This window comes from Streptomyces sp. NPDC045778, assembly GCF_056431945.1.
In genome coordinates this window covers 203,614-221,884 of record NZ_JBWKJZ010000012.1, presented here as the reverse complement: position 1 = coordinate 221,884, position 18,271 = coordinate 203,614, and the positions used below count along the sequence as shown (strand labels likewise).

13 protein-coding genes are annotated in these 18,271 nt (G+C 72.9%); 6 read left to right on the top strand and 7 right to left on the bottom strand.

Going from position 1 to position 18,271, the window contains the following annotated elements; all coding sequences use genetic code 11:
* Positions 1 to 105 precede the first annotated feature (105 nt).
* On the top strand, positions 106 to 651 hold the full coding sequence (locus AC07GB_RS18115) for a superoxide dismutase family protein (protein ID WP_478846453.1): 546 nt from the start codon (positions 106 to 108) through the stop codon (positions 649 to 651).
* 88 nt (positions 652 to 739) lie between these two features.
* On the opposite strand, the gene AC07GB_RS18110 is transcribed toward AC07GB_RS18115, so the two are convergent.
* From AC07GB_RS18110 to AC07GB_RS18095, 4 genes are all read right to left on the bottom strand, one after another.
* Complete coding sequence (locus tag AC07GB_RS18110) at positions 740 to 1,195, bottom strand: DoxX family protein (RefSeq protein ID WP_478846451.1); 456 nt, start codon at positions 1,193 to 1,195, stop codon at positions 740 to 742.
* Positions 1,196 to 1,388: 193 nt separating this feature from the next.
* Entirely contained in the window at positions 1,389 to 3,344 is a 1,956-nt protein-coding gene (locus tag AC07GB_RS18105) for an FAD/NAD(P)-binding protein (RefSeq protein ID WP_478846449.1), read from the bottom strand.
* Positions 3,345 to 3,585: 241 nt separating this feature from the next.
* A complete protein-coding gene (locus AC07GB_RS18100) occupies positions 3,586 to 5,205 on the bottom strand; it encodes an alkaline phosphatase D family protein (RefSeq protein ID WP_478846510.1) in 1,620 nt (539 codons plus the stop codon).
* Positions 5,206 to 5,281: 76 nt separating this feature from the next.
* Positions 5,282 to 5,929: an HNH endonuclease family protein gene (locus AC07GB_RS18095; protein WP_478846447.1), complete on the bottom strand. Its 648-nt coding sequence runs from the start codon at positions 5,927 to 5,929 to the stop codon at positions 5,282 to 5,284.
* 474 nt (positions 5,930 to 6,403) lie between these two features.
* On the opposite strand from AC07GB_RS18095, the gene AC07GB_RS18090 reads away from it, so the two are divergent.
* Together AC07GB_RS18090 and AC07GB_RS18085 are read left to right on the top strand one after the other, a co-directional pair.
* Positions 6,404 to 6,988: a TMEM165/GDT1 family protein gene (locus AC07GB_RS18090; RefSeq protein ID WP_478846445.1), complete on the top strand. Its 585-nt coding sequence runs from the start codon at positions 6,404 to 6,406 to the stop codon at positions 6,986 to 6,988.
* 206 nt (positions 6,989 to 7,194) lie between these two features.
* Complete coding sequence (locus tag AC07GB_RS18085) at positions 7,195 to 7,863, top strand: HAD-IA family hydrolase (protein ID WP_478846443.1); 669 nt, start codon at positions 7,195 to 7,197, stop codon at positions 7,861 to 7,863.
* 115 nt (positions 7,864 to 7,978) lie between these two features.
* Here the strand turns inward: AC07GB_RS18085 and AC07GB_RS18080 are convergent, their stop codons facing one another.
* Complete coding sequence (locus AC07GB_RS18080) at positions 7,979 to 8,836, bottom strand: peptidoglycan-binding domain-containing protein (RefSeq protein ID WP_478846441.1); 858 nt, start codon at positions 8,834 to 8,836, stop codon at positions 7,979 to 7,981.
* A gap of 195 nt (positions 8,837 to 9,031) precedes the next feature.
* Here AC07GB_RS18080 and AC07GB_RS18075 point away from each other — a divergent pair, with 195 nt between their 5' ends.
* A complete protein-coding gene (locus AC07GB_RS18075; protein ID WP_478846439.1) occupies positions 9,032 to 11,083 on the top strand; it encodes a DHA2 family efflux MFS transporter permease subunit in 2,052 nt (683 codons plus the stop codon).
* A gap of 204 nt (positions 11,084 to 11,287) precedes the next feature.
* Here AC07GB_RS18075 and AC07GB_RS18070 read toward each other — a convergent pair whose 3' ends face one another.
* On the bottom strand, positions 11,288 to 12,457 hold the full coding sequence (locus AC07GB_RS18070) for a steroid 3-ketoacyl-CoA thiolase (RefSeq protein WP_478846437.1): 1,170 nt from the start codon (positions 12,455 to 12,457) through the stop codon (positions 11,288 to 11,290).
* Positions 12,458 to 12,820: 363 nt separating this feature from the next.
* On the opposite strand from AC07GB_RS18070, the gene AC07GB_RS18065 reads away from it, so the two are divergent.
* Positions 12,821 to 14,065, top strand: a complete 1,245-nt coding sequence (locus AC07GB_RS18065; RefSeq protein ID WP_478846435.1) for a cytochrome P450 — start codon at positions 12,821 to 12,823, stop codon at positions 14,063 to 14,065.
* A gap of 239 nt (positions 14,066 to 14,304) precedes the next feature.
* Positions 14,305 to 15,933 carry a hypothetical protein gene (locus tag AC07GB_RS18060; RefSeq protein WP_478846508.1) on the top strand — a complete coding sequence of 543 codons (1,629 nt, stop codon included), beginning with the start codon at positions 14,305 to 14,307 and terminating at the stop codon, positions 15,931 to 15,933.
* On the opposite strand, the gene AC07GB_RS18055 is transcribed toward AC07GB_RS18060, so the two are convergent.
* Complete coding sequence (locus AC07GB_RS18055; RefSeq protein ID WP_478846433.1) at positions 15,890 to 18,109, bottom strand: bifunctional glycosyltransferase 87/phosphatase PAP2 family protein; 2,220 nt, start codon at positions 18,107 to 18,109, stop codon at positions 15,890 to 15,892. The genes AC07GB_RS18060 and AC07GB_RS18055 overlap by 44 nt on opposite strands.
* Positions 18,110 to 18,271: the final 162 nt, after the last annotated feature.

The window sequence follows — 18,271 nt, the reverse complement described above, 5'->3', positions numbered from 1 at the left end:
TCACCCGGCGGGCGACGCGGCCGAGGCGTACGGTGGTGGACGGCCCGTACGAACAGTGACAGAGCGCCCCAAAGGGGCCTGACCTGGCGATACGAGGAGCTTGCCATGGTGGCAGGAGTGCTGACCTCGGCTGTTGCGGCGGTTGTGCTCGCCGCGGCCGGAAGCACGGGAAGCGGCACAGCGGACAGTGTGGAGGTGCGCGCGCAGGCGCGGTTCGCCCCGCCGACGGCCTTCGTGCCGTCCTCCGCGATCACGTACGAGCAGCAGCTCGTGCCCGCCGCCTCCTGGATCGAGGTGACACAGCGCAGTGATCAGCACGGCACGCGTGTCTCCCTGCGCGTGAAGGGCCTGAAGGCCGGTTACGCGTACGGCGTGCACGTGCACCAGAAGCCGTGCGGAGCGGACCCGGCCGCGGCCGGCGGGCACTACCAGAACAAGCCGTCCCAGGACCCGGGCGACGTCAATCCGGAGAACGAGGTCTGGCTGGACTTCACCGCCCGCAAGGACGGCTCCGGCAAGGCGTCGGCCGTCCACGACTGGGGCTTCCGGCGCGGTGAGGCGGCGTCCGTCGTGCTGCACCGCGAACAGGGCGGCGCCGGTGACCGGCTCGCCTGCTTCAGCGTGCCGTTCGCACCGCCCCCGGGCGGATAGGCCCGTCCCGTCCGCGCATGGCTGTGCCCCCGTTCCGTACCGGTGAGCCGGGACGGAACGGGGGCACCGTTCGCGCGTGGGGGCGCGCTCAGGCCGCGATGGGGGAGCGGTCGGAGTCCGCCGTCGCCTTCTGCTCGCCGCGGGCCGTCGCGATGACGCGGTCGAGGCCGAACGCCCCGGAGCCCGTGAAGACCAGCAGCAGCAGGGCCCAGCAGAACATCGCCGAGGCCTCGCCGGCGTTCTCTATCGGCCACAGGGCCTCGGGCTGGTGGACCTTGAAGTAGGCGTACGCCATCGAGCCCGACGAGATGAACGCCGCCGCCCGGGTGCCGAGGCCGAGCGCGACGAGGGCGCCGCCGACGAGCTGGATGACGGCCGCGTACCAGCCGGGCCAGGTGCCCGCGTCGATGGTGGCGCCGTTGCCGTCCGTGCCGCCGAAGGCGCCGAAGAGCGAGGCGGCGCCGTGGCAGAAGAAGAGCAGGCCGACGACGATGCGGAAGAGGCCGAGGGCATAGGGCTGGGCGCTGTTCAGCCGCTCAGTCATGGTGGGGGACTCCTTCGGTCTTGTTCGGTTGGGGACGTGAACCGATCGCGAAGCCTCAAGATTAGGTGGGCCTAAGTAGTACTTGCAACTTCAACATCTGAGTGTTTCATGAGAATGCCCTGACCGCGACCGTTCGCCCGCCCCTGGCGGGAGGGGGTGTGGCCGGATCCGGGAGCAACTCCGGTGACGATGCTCAGGTGTTGGTCTGTACCAAGTCGGGGGTCTGGGCCAAGTCTGGAGCCTGGGGAGCGCCGGGGGCCAGAGGCGTGCCGGGGAAAGCTGCCGCCGCCCGCAGCGCGGCCCGCGCCACCGCGTCCGCGTCCGCGAGGGTCACCGAGTCGACGCCCGGCCGCGCCCCGGCCGCCGTCACCCAGTGCACGCCCTCCGTGGGCACCCCGAACGCGAACCGCCGCGGGTGCGCCCGGCCCTGACGGTCGATCAGGTGATAGGGGCGCCCGGTCACGTCGAGGCCGCCCGTCTCATAGCCGTCGACGGTGTGCGGGCGGCACTGCCCGGACCGCAGCAGGCCCGCGAGCAGCGCGTCCCCGGTGCGTCGCACGTCCGGCTCCGGGAGCCGCGCCTCCACCAGGGTCGTCACCCGCACATCGGAACCCGGCACGGCCGGTGAGCGCGCGAGGAACGCCCCGTCCCGCGCCCGTACTTCGAGGCGCGGCCCGAGCACCTCGACCACGCCCGCCTCGATCAGCGCCGTCAGCTCCTCTGTGCGGCGCCGGGGCGGGCCGATCGACAGGAAGGCGTTCAGCGGGGTGTACCAGGCGTCCAGGTGATCGCGGCGCGAGCGGCCCGTGATGCCGCCGTGGTCCACGGTCAGGCGCAGCTCGTTGCGCAGGTCGCGCAGGACGTCGAGGGCCGACTTCAGCGGGCCCGCGACATTGCCGAGCGCGGCCTGGGCCGCGTCCTCGCGCAGTCGGCCGAGGAGCCAGGCGCGGAACTCGCGCGGCGAGCCGAAGGCCTGCCCCTCGCACGGGCGCGCGAGGCGCTCCCAGGACCAGCGGTCGGCCTCCGCTATCCCGAAGGCGTCCAGGAGCCGGGGCTCTTCGGGGTCCCGGTGGGCGACGTCGAGGAAGCGGCCGCGGAAGTCCCGCGCCCGCCCGGGTGTGCCACGGGCGCTCAGCAGCGCCCCGTAGTAGACCGTCTCCACCTCCTTCGCCACCAGCGGCCAGATCTCGGCGAGGAAGTCCGGCGCGTCCCCGCTGTCCGCGCGCTTGCGGAAGCGGGCGATCACGTCGGCGGTGAGCACGGCGGGCTCGTGCCGGCCGTAGGGGCCCTTCGCGTTGTCGCCCCGCGCCTGGTACGGCACGCCGCGCCGCGAACCGGCGTACAGGCGCGGCTCGTTCCCCGACGGCAGATAGCGCGGCGGACGGCCCGGCGTGCGGACGAACCGGCCGCCGCGGCCCTCGGTCAGGAGCGTCACGTGGTCGAAGAAGTTCAGGCCGAGCCCGCGCAGGAGGACCGGCTCGCCGGGCGCGAGGGCGGAGAGGTCCACGTCGGCCGGGTTGGCGGGCGGGACGTGGCGCAGGCCGTGGCGGGCGGCGTACTCCGAAAGGCCGGTCAGCGCGGAGAGACCGGTCAGCGCGGCGTCGGGGGCGGCGGGCAGATGGCCCTGGGCGAGCACCACGGCCGACAGGCCGGTCAGGGCGCGGGAGCCGTCGAGCACGAGGGTCTGGAGGCCGTCGGCCGTCTGGGACAGGGCGGTCGCGCGGGCCGCGTGGGGGACGACGCGGACGGCGCCGGGGGCGGTGCGCAGGGTCCGGGCGAAGACCCACTCCAGATAGCGGCCGTAGTCGGCGCGCGTCGGGTAGTCGTCGGGGCCGAGCCCGGGTATGTGCCCGTCCGCCGCCCACTCGTACAGGCTCGGCCCCGGTCTGACGGGCCCCGCGCAGTCGACGCTCGCGTCGGTGAACAGGGTCACCTGGGAGGCGACGGTGTTCATCAGCAGCTCGGGCGCCTGGTCGGTGCGCCAGACCCGGCCGGGGCCCGGGGGCGCGGGGTCGACGACGTGGACGGTGACCCGCGTGCCCGGGGCGAGCAGTTCGGCGGCCGACGCGCACAGGCGTTCCAGGACGCTGGTGCCGCGGGGGCCCGCCCCTACGACGGCCAGGGCGGGGGTGAGGGGTGCGAGGGACAAACGGGGGCTCCCTTTGCGGTGCGGCGGAGGTGGTGCTCGGGGAAGCGGACGGTCCGCATCATGCCTCCTGGCCCGCCCCGGGCCCGCCCCTTTCCCGAAACTGGGGCTCTGCCCCGGGCCCCGCACAGCCGCTTCGCGCCCTGGCCTCAGCGGCAGCCCGGGCCCCACCCGCAGCCCTGGCCCCACCCGCAGCCCGGGCCCCACCCGCAGCCCTGGCCCCACCCGCAGCCCGGGCCCGGCCTCAGAGCCGCCGGGTCGCCGTGGCCGTCAGGCCCCGGCCGCGCCGGGCCTGCTCCAGGCGCAGCTCCGCGTCGCGGCCCCGCATCGTCAGGGTCATCAGCTGGTTGCCGAACCAGGGGCCGCCCGTCCTGCGCCAGGTGACCCCGGCCCCGGCCAGCCTTCCGTGGCGGGCGAAGAGCCTGCCGATGGCGCGGCCCGCGCGGCTCCAGCCGAAGCGGAAGCCGACGCGTATCGAGACGGGGATGGAGTTGTGCACCGGGGAGCAGGTGAGCTGGAGGACCCGGGCGTCGGGTGCCCGGCCGTCGGGCCAGGAGGGCTCGGCCACGTAGGCGTGGTGGACGTCGCCGGACAGGACGAGGACGGTCGCGGGGGCGCCCGGGCCCGTACCCGCCTCGGCGATGAGATCGGTGAGCGCGGCGAAGGAGGCCGGGAACGCCGCCCAGTGCTCAAGGTCCGCGCGCCGCCGCAGGTCCTCGCCGAAGCGGGCCCAGCGGGCGCCGCGCTCGCCCCGGCACAGCGCGGCGTTCCACCCCTCGGCGTCATGGATGAGGTGCGGGAGCAGCCAGGGCAGCGAGGTGCCGATCAGGAGGTGGTCGTAATCGCCGTCGAGGGCCTGCTCGCGCAGCCAGCGCGCCTCGTCCGCGTCGAGCATGGCCCGCCGGTCCTCCTCGAGGACGCGGGCGGCGCGGGTGTCGACCATGAGCAGGCGCACGCGGCCGAAGTCGCGGCGGTAGCTCCACCGGGCGGCCCCGGGGTCGGAGTCGGCGCGGGCGGCGAAGGCGCTCAGGGCGTCCGTGCCGTCGGGTGTCGCGCGGACCGCCGCGTACAGCTCGTCGCGGTCGAGTGCGGCGGGCGGCAGATTGCCCAGGTGCTGGTACACCCAGTACGACATCAGGCCGCTGCGGACGCGCTCGGCCCACCAGGGCGTGGCCCGCATGTCGGCGAGCCAGGCGGCGCTGGTGTTCCAGTCGTCGATGACGTCGTGGTCGTCGAAGACCATGCAGCTCGGCACGGTGGACAGCAGCCAGCGCACCTCGGGGTCGAGCCAGGACTCGTAGTAGAGGTGGGTGTACTCCTCATAGTCCGCGACCTCGTCGCCCGGGGGCTCCGACAGGTCGCGGCGGGCGGCGAGCCAGCGGCGGGTGGCCCGGGAGACCTCGTCCGCGTACACCTGGTCCCCGAGGAGCAGCAGGACGTCCGGGCGCTCGGCGCCCTGCTCGGCGGCCAGGCGCGCGGCGAGGGCGTCGAGCGCGTCCGGGCCGACGGGGTCGTGCTCACCGGCGGGCGGCGCGGCCCAGCGGCAGGAGCCGAAGGTGACGCGCACGTCCTCCCGGCCGTCCGGCGGCGTGCGCACGGTGCTCGGCGGGAAGGGGCTCTCGGGCAGCGGCCAGACGGCGCCCCCGTCGAGCGTCACCTCGTACGCGGTCTCCGTGCCGGGGCGCAGTCCGGTCACCGGGACGAGCGCGTAGTGGTGCCCGGCGATCTGGAACGTGCGGGCCGAGCCGCCCGCGCCGTCCGCGCACCGCACCTCGGCCGTGCAGGGCCGGTCGGCCTCGACCCACACGGTCGCGGACCGCGCGTCGACGTACCTCAGCAGGGGGCCCAGACGCAGCCGTGCCACAGTGATCACTCTCCTCCGTCGCCCCGTACGGTACGGAACGACGGAGGCGGGCGGAACGGCTTTGGCGATCTGCCGGTCAGCAGCCGCTGAGGATCGAGGAGAGCTTGCTCTTCTCGGCCGGGTCGACGGAGAGGTTGTAGTGCTGCTTCACGTCCACCCACATGCGCGCGTAGAAGCAGTGGTACGAGGCCACCGGCGGCAGCCACTCGGCGGGGTCCTTGTCGCCCTTGGCCTGGTTCACGTTGTCGGTGACCGCGATGAGCTGGGGCTGGCCCAGGTCGTTGGCGAAGGCCTGGCGCCGGTCCTGGGTCCAGGCGTTGGCGCCGGACTTCCAGGCCTCGGAGAGCGGCACCACGTGGTCGATGTCGAGGTCGGAGGCCTGGGTCCAGGTGGCGTCGTCGTACGCGGACTTCCAGGTGCCGGAGACGGCGGCGCAGCTGCCGTCCTGCTGGACGTTCTCGCCGTCGCGCTTGAGGACGACCTCACGGGTGTTGCAGGCGCCGGACTGGGTGCTCCAGTGCGGGAACTTGTCCCGGCTGTAGCCGTCGGACGAGCCCTCGGCGCGCACCGTGAGCCGGCCGAGGTAGGTGCGGGCGGTGTCGGCGCCGACCGGGGTGGGCGGCGCGGCCTGGGCGGGGGAGCCGGACAGGAGGGTGGCGGTACAGGCGAGGGCGGCGGCGCCGGTCAGGGCGGCGAGGCGGCGACGCGCGTAGATTCCGGGCATGCGAACTCCCTTGAAGTGGGGGGACGGTGACCACTCGGGCGTGGTCAGGCTGGCCGGCAGGTGTGCGCGCGGTGACAGGGTCGCGTCAAAAGGGTGGCCGGGGCAAGGGCTTCGGCGGTATGTCACGGCTTGTCATATGTACGCGGGTCGCCGGGAGTTGTCCCCGAGTGACCCGGCTCACTCCGCGCGGCGCCCTGGACCGGACCAAAGTCCCTGTTCGCGGGCCTGGAGGGATCCCGTACGATGGCCGGAGCAGAAGGGGAGTAGCTCTTCGCCGGACCGTCGACACACTGCTCAGCGCGAGCTGGGCCGGCGCCCGGAGGCAGCCCACGAGGTGGGCGGCCAGCGAGACCTTCGGCAAGCAGTGCCCCGCGCACACATCCGTGTGCGCCGCCGTGCGCTGCCGTGCCGAGGTGTCGTACGCGAAGGCTGCTGCGAGGCTCTCGGTGGGGTGGCCCGACCGATTGAGGAACCTTGATCAGCTTGAGTGTGACCGCGCTCGTCTTCGGCGTCGTCTTCCTTGCCGAACTGCCCGACAAGACCGCGCTCGCCGGACTCGTGCTCGGCACCCGCTACCGCGCGAGCTACGTCTTCGCGGGCGTGGCCGCCGCGTTCGCCGTGCACGTCGTGCTTGCCGTGGCCGCGGGCGGCGTCCTGACGCTCGCGCCGCAGCGCCTGGTGCACGCGATCACCGGCGTGCTCTTCCTCGGCGGCGCCGCGATGCTGCTGATGAAGAAGGGCGAGGGCGATGGATCCGACGAGGTCAAGGCACCCAAGGACCAGAGCTTCTGGCGGGTTTCGGGGGCGGGCTTCATGCTCATCCTGGTCGCGGAGTTCGGCGACCTGACACAGATCATGACGGCGAACCTGGCCGCGCGCTACGACGACCCGCTGTCGGTCGGCGTCGGCGCGGTGCTCGCGCTCTGGGCGGTCGCCGGGCTCGGCATCGTCGGCGGCAAGGCGCTGATGAAGCGGGTGCCGCTGGCCCTCATCACGAGGATCGCGGCCCTGCTGATGCTGGTGCTCGGCCTGTGGAGCCTCTACGAGGCGGTGGCCTGAGTCGGTGCCGGTGCGGCGCATGTCCCCCGATGGGGCTAGTGGTAGGGGTCTGACCTGCGTTGTTGCCGCTTGCGGGACTTGTTTTGTACCGTGAAGGAACAAAGTGGCTCCGCCCGTACTCCCTGACCGGCGGGCGGGGCCGCCTTGTCTCTCTCACGTCCTCTCGTGACGTGTGCGCGGGTCCCCTTCGCCTTTGGAGTACGCCGATGACGGCCGTGACCGAACTGACCGCCCGAGCCCTCCTCCTGGACATGGACGGGACCCTCGTCAACTCCGACGCCGTCGTGGAGCGCTGCTGGCGCGACTGGGCGGCGAAGCACGGGCTCGACCCGGACGAGGTCATGAAGGTCGTGCACGGCCGCCAGGGGCACGCCTCCATGGCGCTGCTGCTGCCCGGCCGGCCCATGGCGGAGAACCACGCGGAGAACCGCGAGATGCTCGCGCGCGAGACCGCCGACCTGAACGGCGTCGTGCCCGTGCCCGGCGCCCCCGCCTTCATGGCCTCGCTCGCCGGCCTCCCGCACGCCCTGGTGACCTCCGCGGACGTGGCCCTGTCCACCAACCGCATGCGGGCGGCGGGTCTGCCGATGCCCGCGATACGCGTCACCGCGGAGAGCGTGGGCGCCAGCAAGCCGGATCCGGAGGGGTTCCTCAAGGGGGCGGCGGAACTCGGGATCGCTCCCGAGGACTGCGTCGTCTTCGAGGACTCGGGAGCGGGGATCGCGGCGGGGCGCGGTGCGGGCATGCGGGTGGTTGGGGTCGGCCCTCGGGCGGTTGAGTACGGTCCGACTGTGTGCGTCGACGACCTCACCCAGGTGCGGGTCGCCGCCCTGGCGGGCGGGGGGCTGCGGCTCTCTTTCGGGGCCTCCTGCTGAGTGTTCTGTCGCGCCGTAGCGTGGTCTGTGGTCTTTGAGCTGCCGGTTGTACTGGGCTGGTCGCGCAGTTCCCCGCGCCCCTGAGGCGGTGCTTTGGTTCCGGGCGCCGACAGGCCTAAGGCAGCGCTTCGGTTTCTGCCTCCAGGGATCTGCGGGTCGCCCTTCCGTAGGTGCCGAGAGGGTCCTGGGTGATGCGTCGGGTCCATTGGTAGCGGGCTACCGACTGGGCCAGCAGAGGGGAGTAGACGCCGTCCGTGGGGCCCGCGTACAGCCGTAACTGGCTTAGGCGGTGCTGGAGTTCGGTTACCTCCGGGTCGCGGTCGCCCAAGCGCAGCGCCGGGGGCGGCGGCGGGAAGGTCACGGTGCCGGTGGCGCGGGCCGTCGTACGCGTCGGGGACGTGGCCGGCGCGTGCTTCGGCCGCGGGGAGCGCGACGCCGATGCCGACGGTGTCGGGGTCGCGGAGGGCGTGGGCCTCGCACGGCTCGGCGGCGGACTGGACACGGGCTCGGCCGAGAGCCGCGCGGCCGGCTCCTCCTTCGGCGGCGGGTCGTCGTCGGTGCTCGCCGTCGTGTCCGGGAGGGCCCGGTCGGAGCCCCCGCCGTCGCCTTCCGAGAGCATCCCGGTGGCGAACACCGCCGCCGAGGCGAAGAGCGCCCCCGCCCCCGCCAACAGGGTCGTACGACCCCGGCGGCGGACCCGTCTGTGGGAGGTGCGCGGGGCTTCCGGCCGCCCGGCCGCCCCGGCCGCCGCGGGCCGTACCGCCGGCGGCGGCGGAGCCGAGGACAGGGCCGGGAGCGGCGCTCGTGGCTCCGGCAGCGTCACGTACGGGCGGATGCGCAGCGGATCGAAGTCCTCGGCGGCGGCCGCCTGCGCGGAGCGGGTCTCCAGGACCGCCTCCGCCGCCTCGCGCGCACATCCGCACGCGGGCGCACCACCCGGCGCACGCGATGTGCCACACCGGGGGCAACACATCCCTTCAGGCGTCCCACCAGGCCCTAAGACCGGCTCCTCGGGCCCCGCGGGCCTCCCGTGCTGCTCGCTCACTGGGTGCTCCCCTCCCTCGGCGGCCCCGTAGAGCTCCCCAGGAGTATGCAGCCGTACGGCTCAACAGGCCATAACGGGTGACTCGGCCCACGATGGAGAGGAGGAGCACCCGGGGAGGTGTCCATGACGCAGGACGTGAGTGCCCGTCCGTCCGGGCCGGAGCACGGGGCAGGGCCGGGCGAGCACGTGCCCGGCGGCGTACTGGTCTCCATCGGCGCGCTGCTGCTCGGCATGCTGCTCGCCGCCCTCGACCAGACCATCGTCTCCACCGCCTTGCCGACGATCGTCAGCGACCTCGGCGGCATGGAGCACCTGTCGTGGGTCGTCACGGCGTATCTGCTGGCCGCCACGGCGGCCACCCCGCTGTGGGGCAAGCTCGGCGACCAGTACGGCCGCAAGAAGCTCTTCCAGGCCGCGATCGTGATCTTCCTCGCGGGTTCGGCGCTGTGCGGTGCCGCGCAGAACATGCCGGAGCTGATCGCCTTCCGCGCCCTCCAGGGCCTCGGCGGCGGCGGGCTCATGGTTTTGTCGATGGCGATCGTCGGGGACATCGTGTCGCCGCGCGACCGCGGCAGGTACCAGGGCCTGTTCGGCGCGGTCTTCGGCGCCACCAGCGTGCTCGGGCCGCTGCTCGGCGGCCTGTTCACACAGCACCTGAGCTGGCGCTGGGTCTTCTACGTCAACCTGCCCGTCGGCGCGGTCGCGCTCGTCGTGATCGCTGCCGCGCTGCGCGTCCCGGTCCGCTCCACCCGGCACACCATCGACTACCTCGGCACCTTCCTCATCGCGTCCGTCGCCACCTGCCTGGTGCTCGTCGCCTCGCTCGGCGGCACCACCTGGGGCTGGGGCTCCCCGCAGATCATCGGGCTCGCGGTGCTCGGCGTGGTGCTCGCCGCCTGCTTCGTGGCGGTCGAGCGCAGGGCGGCGGAGCCGGTGCTCCCGCTGCGGCTCTTCCGGGTCCGCACCTTCACCCTCTCGGCCCTCATCAGCTTCGTCGTCGGCTTCGCGATGTTCGGGGCTATGACGTACCTGCCGACGTTCCTCCAGGTCGTGCAGGGCGTGTCGCCCACCATGTCGGGCGTGCACATGCTGCCCATGGTCGTCGGCATGCTGATCTCGTCGACCGCGTCCGGCCAGATCGTCAGCCGCACCGGCCGCTGGAAGGTGTTCCCCGTCGTGGGCACCGGCGTCACCGCGCTCGGCCTGCTGCTCCTGCACCAGCTGAAACCGGACAGCCCGACCTTCGAGATGAGCGCGTACTTCTTCGTCTTCGGCTTCGGGCTCGGCCTCGTCATGCAGGTGCTCGTCCTGATCGTGCAGAACGCCGTCGGCTACGAGGACCTGGGCGTCGCCACGTCCGGCGCGACCTTCTTCCGGTCCATCGGCGCGGCCTTCGGCGTCGCGGTCTTCGGCACGGTGTTCACCCACCGGCTCGGCGACAAGCTCGGCGCGGCCCTCGGCGGGCAGCAGCTGCCGCCCGGCGTCAGCGCCGAGTCCCTCAAGGCCGACCCGCGCGGCATCGCGGAGCTGCCCCCGGGCCTGCGGCCCCGTGTCGTCGACGCGTACGCCGGCGCCGTCACCGACGTCTTCCTGTACGCGGCCCCCGTCGCGCTCGCCGCCTTCGTCCTTGCCTGGTTCCTGCGCGAGGACAAGCTGCGCGGCGCGGTCACCGCGCCCGACCCCACCCAGACGCTCGCCAGCAACCCCGTCCAGCGGTCCTCGTACGACGAGGTGGCGCGGGCCCTGTCCGTCCTCGGCACGCGGGAGGGGCGGCGCGCGGTCTACGAGGACATCACCCGCCGGGCCGGGTACGACCTGCTGCCCGCCGCGAGCTGGCTGCTCCTGCGCGTCAGCCGCCACGGGCACGTGGAGCCCGCGACGCTCACCGAGCGCAGCATGGTGCCGCTGACCGTCATCACCCAGGCCGCGCGCCAGCTGGAGGAGCGCCGCCTCGTGGTGCGCGAGGGCCTCGGCCTGCGGCTGGCCCCCGAGGGCGCGGAGGCTGCCGCCCGGCTCGCCGGGGCCCGTGAGGAGTCCCTCGCGGAGCTGCTCGGCGACTGGTGGGGTCCGCAGCGGCCGACGGACCTCAGGCAGCTCGTGGAGGAGCTGGGCGCGGAGATGTGCGGCTCGGACGGGGAGCGCCCGCGGGGCCCGGCGCGGGCTTCTCTGCGGTAGGGCTTGCCGTGTCCCGTTCCTGCGCCGCGCTACCGCGCTTGTCCTCAAGCGCCGGACGGGCTGAATGTCCTCGGTGCCCGCCGGATGCTCTCTGTGGGTCGCGGGCGAGACGCGTCCCACGCTGCGCAGATATTCAGCCCGTCCGGCGTTTGAGGACGAGGCGCGGAGCGCCGTTACGGGGGTCCAGGGGGCGGAGCCCCCTGGCTACAGCCGCTGCAAGATCGTGGCCGTGGCCACCGCTCCGCCCGCGCACATCGTCACCAGGGCGAACTCCTTGTCGCTCCGCTCCAGCTCGTGCAAGGCCGAGGTCAGCAACCGCGCCCCCGTCGCGCCCACGGGATGCCCGAGCGCGATCGCGCCCCCGTTCACGTTCACCTTCCCCAGGTCCTGCTCGAAGACCCGGGCCCAGCTGAGCACGACCGAGGCGAAGGCCTCGTTGATCTCGACGAGGTCGATGTCCCGCAGGGTCATCCCGGCCTTGCCCAGGACGGCCCTCGTGGCATCGACCGGCCCGTCGAGGTGGAAGTGCGGGTCGGCCCCCACCAGGGCCTGCGCGACCACCCGGGCGCGCGGCTTGAGCTTCAGGGCCCGTGCCATCCGCTTGGAGGCCCACAGCAGGGCCGCCGCGCCGTCGGAGATCTGGGAGGAGTTCCCGGCGGTGTGCACGGCGCTCGGCATGACCGGCTTGAGTCCGGCGAGGGCTTCGAGGGACGTGTCGCGCAGCCCCTCGTCCCGGTGCACGAGCCGCCACATGCCCTGCCCCGCGGCCTGCTCCTCCTCGGTGGTGGGCACCTGGACCGCGAAGGTCTCCCGCTTGAAGCGCTCCTCGGCCCACGCGGCGGCCGCCCGTTCCTGGGAGAGCAGCCCGAGGGCGTCCGTGTCCCGCCGGGTGAGGCCGCGCCTCCGCGCGATCCGCTCGGCGGCCTCGAACTGGTTGGGCAGGTCCACGTTCCACTCGTCGGGGAAGGGCTTGCCGGGCCCGTGCTTGCTGCCGGACCCCAGCGGCACCCGGGACATGGACTCGACACCGCAGCTGATGCCGATGTCGATGACGCCCGCCGCGACCATGTTCGCGACCATGTGGCTCGCCTGCTGCGAGGAGCCGCACTGGCAGTCGACGGTCGTCGCGGCGGTCTCGTAGGGCAGGCCCATGGTGAGCCAGGCCGTGCGCGCCGGGTTCATGGACTGCTCGCCCGCGTGCGTGACCGTGCCGCCGACGATCTGCTCGACGCAGTCGGCGTGGATTCCGGTCCGCCCGAGCAGCTCGCGGTAGGTCTCGCCGAGGAGGTAGGCGGGATGGAGGTTGGCGAGGGCTCCTCCGCGCTTGCCGATCGGGGTGCGTACGGCTTCGACGATGACAGGTTCGGCGGCCACGATCTCGTCCTCTCCTCCGGATGCGAGGCGCTTCGCTGGGATTGCCGCGATGGACCGATGATCACCTGCGGGTCCGTCGTGGCTGATCGCGCAGTTCCCCGCGCCCCTTCGGCGCTGCCGAAGTACGCGAGAACTAGTACGCGTTCTAGTTCCGGTCAGCAGTCTGCTGAGCCCCACCCCGCTCCCGCAAGGGTCGTGCACACACCGCGGCCCGCCGCGCACGCAACGAACCGCCCCGCGAGCCTTGCCACTTGTAGAACCGGTTACTACGGTCGAGCCATCTCCTGATGGGCCGTCAGAACCACGCGCAGCAGTCCGCCCCGCCCCCCGACCCCACCGGTGCCGAAACGCCTGGAGCCCTCGATGTCCTGTCCCGCGCTGCCCGACGGGTTCGACTTCACCGACCCGGACGTCCTCCAAGACCGCGTGCCCTTCCCGGAGTTCGCGCGCCTTCGGCAGGTGGAGCCGGTGCACTGGGTGGCGCAGCGGCCCGGCGTCGCCGGCTACGAGGACGCGGGCTACTGGGCCGTGACGCGGCACGCCGACGTCAAGCACGTCTCCACGCACCCCGAGCTGTTCTCGTCGAACCTCAACACCGCGATCATCCGCTTCAACGAGACGATCAGCCGCGACCAGATCGAGGCCCAGAAGCTGATCATGCTCAACATGGACCCGCCCGAGCACACCCGGGTCCGCCAGATCGTGCAGCGCGGCTTCACGCCCCGCGCCATCCGCTCCCTGGAGGGCGCCCTGCGCACCCGCGCGCACGGGATCGCCCGCGCCGCCCTGGCGAACGCCAGGCCCGACGGCGGCTTCGACTTCGTCACGAACGTCGCCTGCGAGCTGCCCCTCCAGGCCATCGCCGAGCTGATCGGCGTCCCCCAGGAGGACCGCTCCAAGATCTTCGACTGGTCCAACAAGATGGCGGCGTACGACGATCCGGAGTACGCGATCACCGAGGAGGTCGGCACCGAGGCCGCCATGGAGATCGTCTCGTACGCGATGAACCTCGCGGCCGCCCGCAAGGAGTGTCCGGCCAAGGACATCGTCAGCCAGCTGGTCGCGGCGGAGGACGAGGGCAATCTGAACTCCGACGAGTTCGGGTTCTTCGTGATCCTGCTCGCCGTCGCGGGCAACGAGACCACCCGCAACGCCATCACCCACGGCATGCACGCCTTCCTCACCCACCCCGAGCAGTGGGAGCTGTTCAAGCGGGAACGGCCGCGGACCACCGCCGAGGAGATCGTGCGCTGGGCCACGCCCGTGGTCTCCTTCCAGCGCACGGCCACGGAGGACACCGACCTTGGCGGCGCCCGGATCAAGCGCGGCGACCGCGTCGGCCTCTTCTACTCCTCCGCCAACCACGACCCCGAAGTCTTCGACGACCCGGGCGCGTTCGACATCACCCGGGACCCGAACCCCCACCTCGGCTTCGGCGGTGGCGGCCCGCACTTCTGCCTCGGCAAGTCCCTCGCGATCCTGGAGATCGACCTCATCTTCACCGCCGTCGCCGAGGCGATGCCCAGCCTGCGCCTGACCGGCGACCCGCGCAGGCTGCGCTCGGCCTGGCTCAACGGGGTCAAGGAACTCCAGGTCAGCACCCGCTGACCGGGCCCCACGGGAGGCAGGGGCCCATCCCCTACGCTCCGCCCCTGCCTCCCCTGGCCGGATCCCGCGCCCCGCACGAACCCGCGCGTACCGCCCCGTACCGTCATCAACCGTCCGAGGGATTCCGCCAGATGTTCACGTGATCGGCAGGACGCACCAACGTTTTCGTCATGTACAGCGTCTTGAGGGGTGAACGCCGCCCTTCAAGCGCCTCAAGACTTCGAACGGAAACGGTGACCGTGGTCCCTGCCGACCTCTCGATCGTTCCCGCCAGCAGCTCACCCATCGATCGGAAGGGCCCGTTCCGCGCCTTCCGCTCCTTCTACCGGCGCCACCGCGTCCCCGTCCTCGCCACCGCACCCACGCTTCCGCTGTACGCGCTCTGGGCCGCGTTCCTCGCCACCGGCGGCGGTGACCTCGCCGCGCAGGAGGCCTGGGCCCGCTTCGCGGCCGACCATGGCACGGCCGCGTACAGCCTGTTCTGGTACGGCGGCATGCACACGGCCAACTACAGCGTGATCTCGCCGTACATGATGGCCGCCCTCGGCGTGAAGACCGTCACGGTGCTCTCCGGGATAGCCGGTGCCTGGCTGGTCGCCAAGCTCATCGAGCGCGCCGGGGTGCGCCGCCCGCTCGCCCCCGCCGTGCTCGCCTCGCTCGCCGTGTGGTGCAACGTCGCCTCCGGGCGCACCACGTTCGCGCTCGGCCTCGCCTTCGGGCTCGGCGCCGTCCTCGCCCTGCTCGGCACGCGCCGCCCGGCCGCCGCGGCCCTGTGCTCGGCGCTCGCCACCATGGCGTCGCCGGTGGCGGGCCTGTTCCTGCTGGTGGCGGGCGCGGGCTATTTCCTCGTACGGGACTGGGCGCGTGCCCTCGCCCTGCTGGTGCCGCCCGTCGTGGTCGTCGGCGTCACGACCGTGCTCTTCCCGTTCAAGGGCGAGCACCTGATGTGGGCGGACCGGATCTTCCCGCCGGTCTTCTTCAGCCTCGTCCTGATCGTCGCGGGGCCCCGCGAGTGGCGGGTGCTGCGCAGGGGCGCGGCCGTGTACGCGGCCGGGACCGTCCTGACGTACCTCATCCCGTCCCCGATCGGCACGAACGTCGAGCGGCTCGCCGAGCTGGTCGCGCCCGCCCTGCTGCTCGCCGCGCTGCTGGCCTGCTCGCTGCCGGTGATGCGCCGCCTCGCGCTGATCACGGCGCTCGTCCTGTCGACGGTGTGGGTGGCGCAGAAGACCGCCGACGACCTGAAGGTGTCGACGGTCGTCCCCGCGTGGGCCGCCCACACGGACGGCGTGGTGAGCGCCCTGGAGCGGCTCGGTGCCGACCGGGGCCGGGTCGAGGTGGTCCCGGCCCGCAACCACCGCGAGGCCACCGCGCTCGCCCCGTACGTGAACATGGCGCGCGGCTGGAACCGCCAGCTCGACATCGAGCGCGGCCGCCTCTTCTACGACGGCTCGTTCTCCGCGACCACCTACCGGGCCTGGCTCGACAAGTGGGCGGTGGGCTTCGTGGTCCTGCCGTCGGCGCGCCCGGACGGGCCCGCCGAGGACGAGGCCGCGCTCGTCAGAAGCCGCCCCGAGTGGCTTCAGCCGGTGTGGAAGGACGAGCACTGGCGGATCTTCCGGGTGCGCGACGCCGTCCCGATGGCGTCGGCCCCCGCCTCCGTGGTCCGCTCCACCGGTAACGAGGTGGTGGTGCGGGTCCCGGAGCGGGGGCCTGTGACGCTGCGGATCGTGTACTCGCCGTGGCTGCGGGCCGAGGGCGCGTGCCTGGCGAAGGACGGCGACTTCACCCGCCTCACGGTGCCCGCGCCGGGCACCTACACGGTCAGCTCGGGGTACGGTCGCCCGGCGCGTCCCGCCCGCTGCTGACGGCCTCGGAGCCGTCCGGCGGCTCGGGGCCGTCGTCCCCCTCGGCGCTGCCGGTGCTGCCGGGCTCGGACGCGGCCCTGTCCACGCGGTCCGGCTTGCTCAAGCGGTCCGGCGCCGCGGCCTGCGCGGGTGGGCCCGCCACAGCGGGTTGTGGGGATCCGAGCCCGGGTTTCAGCGAGCCGGGCTTCAGGACCGCCTTCACCCGCGGCCCCTGGAGCAGGTAGGTCAGGCCGAAGCCCGCGCCGACGACCGCGGCGCCGCCCACCGCGTCGAGCACCCAGTGGTTGCCGGTGCCGACGATCGCGCACACCGTGAAGAACGGGTGCAGCAGGCCGAGGGCCTTCATCCACCACTTCGGGGCGAGGATCGCGATGGTCAGACCGCACCACAGGGACCAGCCGAAGTGCAGCGAGGGCATCGCCGCGTACTGGTTGGTGAGCTTCGTCAGCGTGCCGTAGTCCGGCTGCGAGAAGTCCTGCGGGCCGTGGATGGTGTCGATGAAGCCCAGGTCCTCCATCAGCCGTGGCGGCGCGAGCGGGTAGCCCCAGAAGCCGATGAGCGCGAGCAGCGTGGCGAAGCCGAGCGCGGAGCGCGCCCAGCGGTACTGGGCGGGGCGGCGCAGGTACAGGATCGCGAGGACGCTCAGCGGCACCACGAAGTGGAACGACGTGTAGTAGAAGTTGAAGAAGCTCTCCATCCACGGCGTGCGCGCCGTCAGATGGTTGAACCAGTGCTCGATGTCGATGTGCAGGAACTGCTCGATGGAGTGGATCTGCTCGCCGTGCGCCTCGGCCCGCTCGCGCCCGCCGGAGATGGTGCCGCCCGTCGCGGCGAGGCGGGTCTGCTGGTAGGCGGAGTAGCCGACGCGGATCAGGAGCAGTTCGAGCAGCAGGTTCGGCCGGGTGAGCACGCGCCGCCAGAACGGGAACAGCGGCACCCACTTCCACCGCGCGGGCACCGGAGCGGCGTACGAGGTGGGGATCGGCTTCCGGTACTCCGGCGCGGTCCTGGACAGGAACGGCACGATCAGCGCGGAGGCGAGCGCGGCGAGCAGGACGACGTTGTCGCGCAGGGGATCCAGGGCCGACATGTTCGGGAGCATCATCTTCGACGGCAGCGTCATCACCAGGACGATGGCGATCGGCCACACGTACCGGTCGGACGCGCGCTTGCCGACGCGGCCGACCACCGCGAGCAGCAGCCACAGGAGCTGGTGCTGCCAGCTCGTCGGGGACACGGCGATGGCCACGCAGCCGGTGAGCGCGACGGCGAGCAGCAGCTGGCCGTCCTTCGCGTACCTCACCGCGCGGCGCAGGCCGACGAAGGCGACGGCCGCGCCCAGGGCCAGGAAGAGCCCGATCTCCAGCGGACCCTGGAGGCCGAGGCGGAGCAGCGCGCCGTGCAGCGACTGGTTGGTGCTGGCGTCCGGGTTCGCGCCGAGGCCCGCGCCCGCCAGATGGTGCACCCAGTACGTCGTCGAGTCGTGCGGCAGGGCCGCCCAGGCGACGGCGGTCAGGCCCGCGAAGGTGACGCCCAGGGACGCGGTGGCCTTCCTGCGGCCGGTGAACCACAGCAGCGGCGCGAAGAGCAGCACGGCCGGCTGGAGGGCCGCGGCGACGCCGATGAGCAGACCGCTGGTCCGTTCGCCCCGGGCGGCGAAGCAGCCGAGCAGCACGAGGAGGACCGGGATGATGCTGGTCTGCCCCAGGTGCAGCGTGTTGCGGACCGGCAGGGACAGCATGAGCAGGCAGATCGCGACGGGCGCCGCGAGCAGCGAGGCGCGCCGGGAGACGGGCTGCGGCAGGGCGCGGGCGGCGACGAGCCCGAGCGCGACGACGAGCCCGAGGGTGCCGAAGGTCCAGGCCCAGCCGAGTGCCTGCTCGGCGGAGCTGGCGAGGGGCTTGAGGACGAGCCCGGCGAACGGGGTGCCGGTGAACTTGTCCGCGTCGTACAGGGAGCCCTTGACGTGCAGCACGCCGTGCGGCCCGATCCAGGTCTCCAGGTCGGTCAGCCGCTCGCCCTTGGGGGTGCGCAGGACCACGGCGGCCTGCCGGACCGCCAGGACGGCGGCGATCAGCCAGAGGACGACACGGATCGCCTCGATCCGGGCCTTGGGCGAACCGGACGTCCCCGCGCCGAAGGCGCTTCCCGGTCCCCTCTGCTCAACATTCGCCACGCCCTGTCGACCCTCCCGCCCCATCCGTCATCCTCGATCAAAGTGCCAGGAGATCCGTGATCTCACCCGGAAAGGCTCGCACGCCCGTGGAGGAGACGCGCGCAACCCCCACTTCACCTGGCAGCCACACCGCTTTCTACCGGCTTTTCGGCTGCGGTGCCC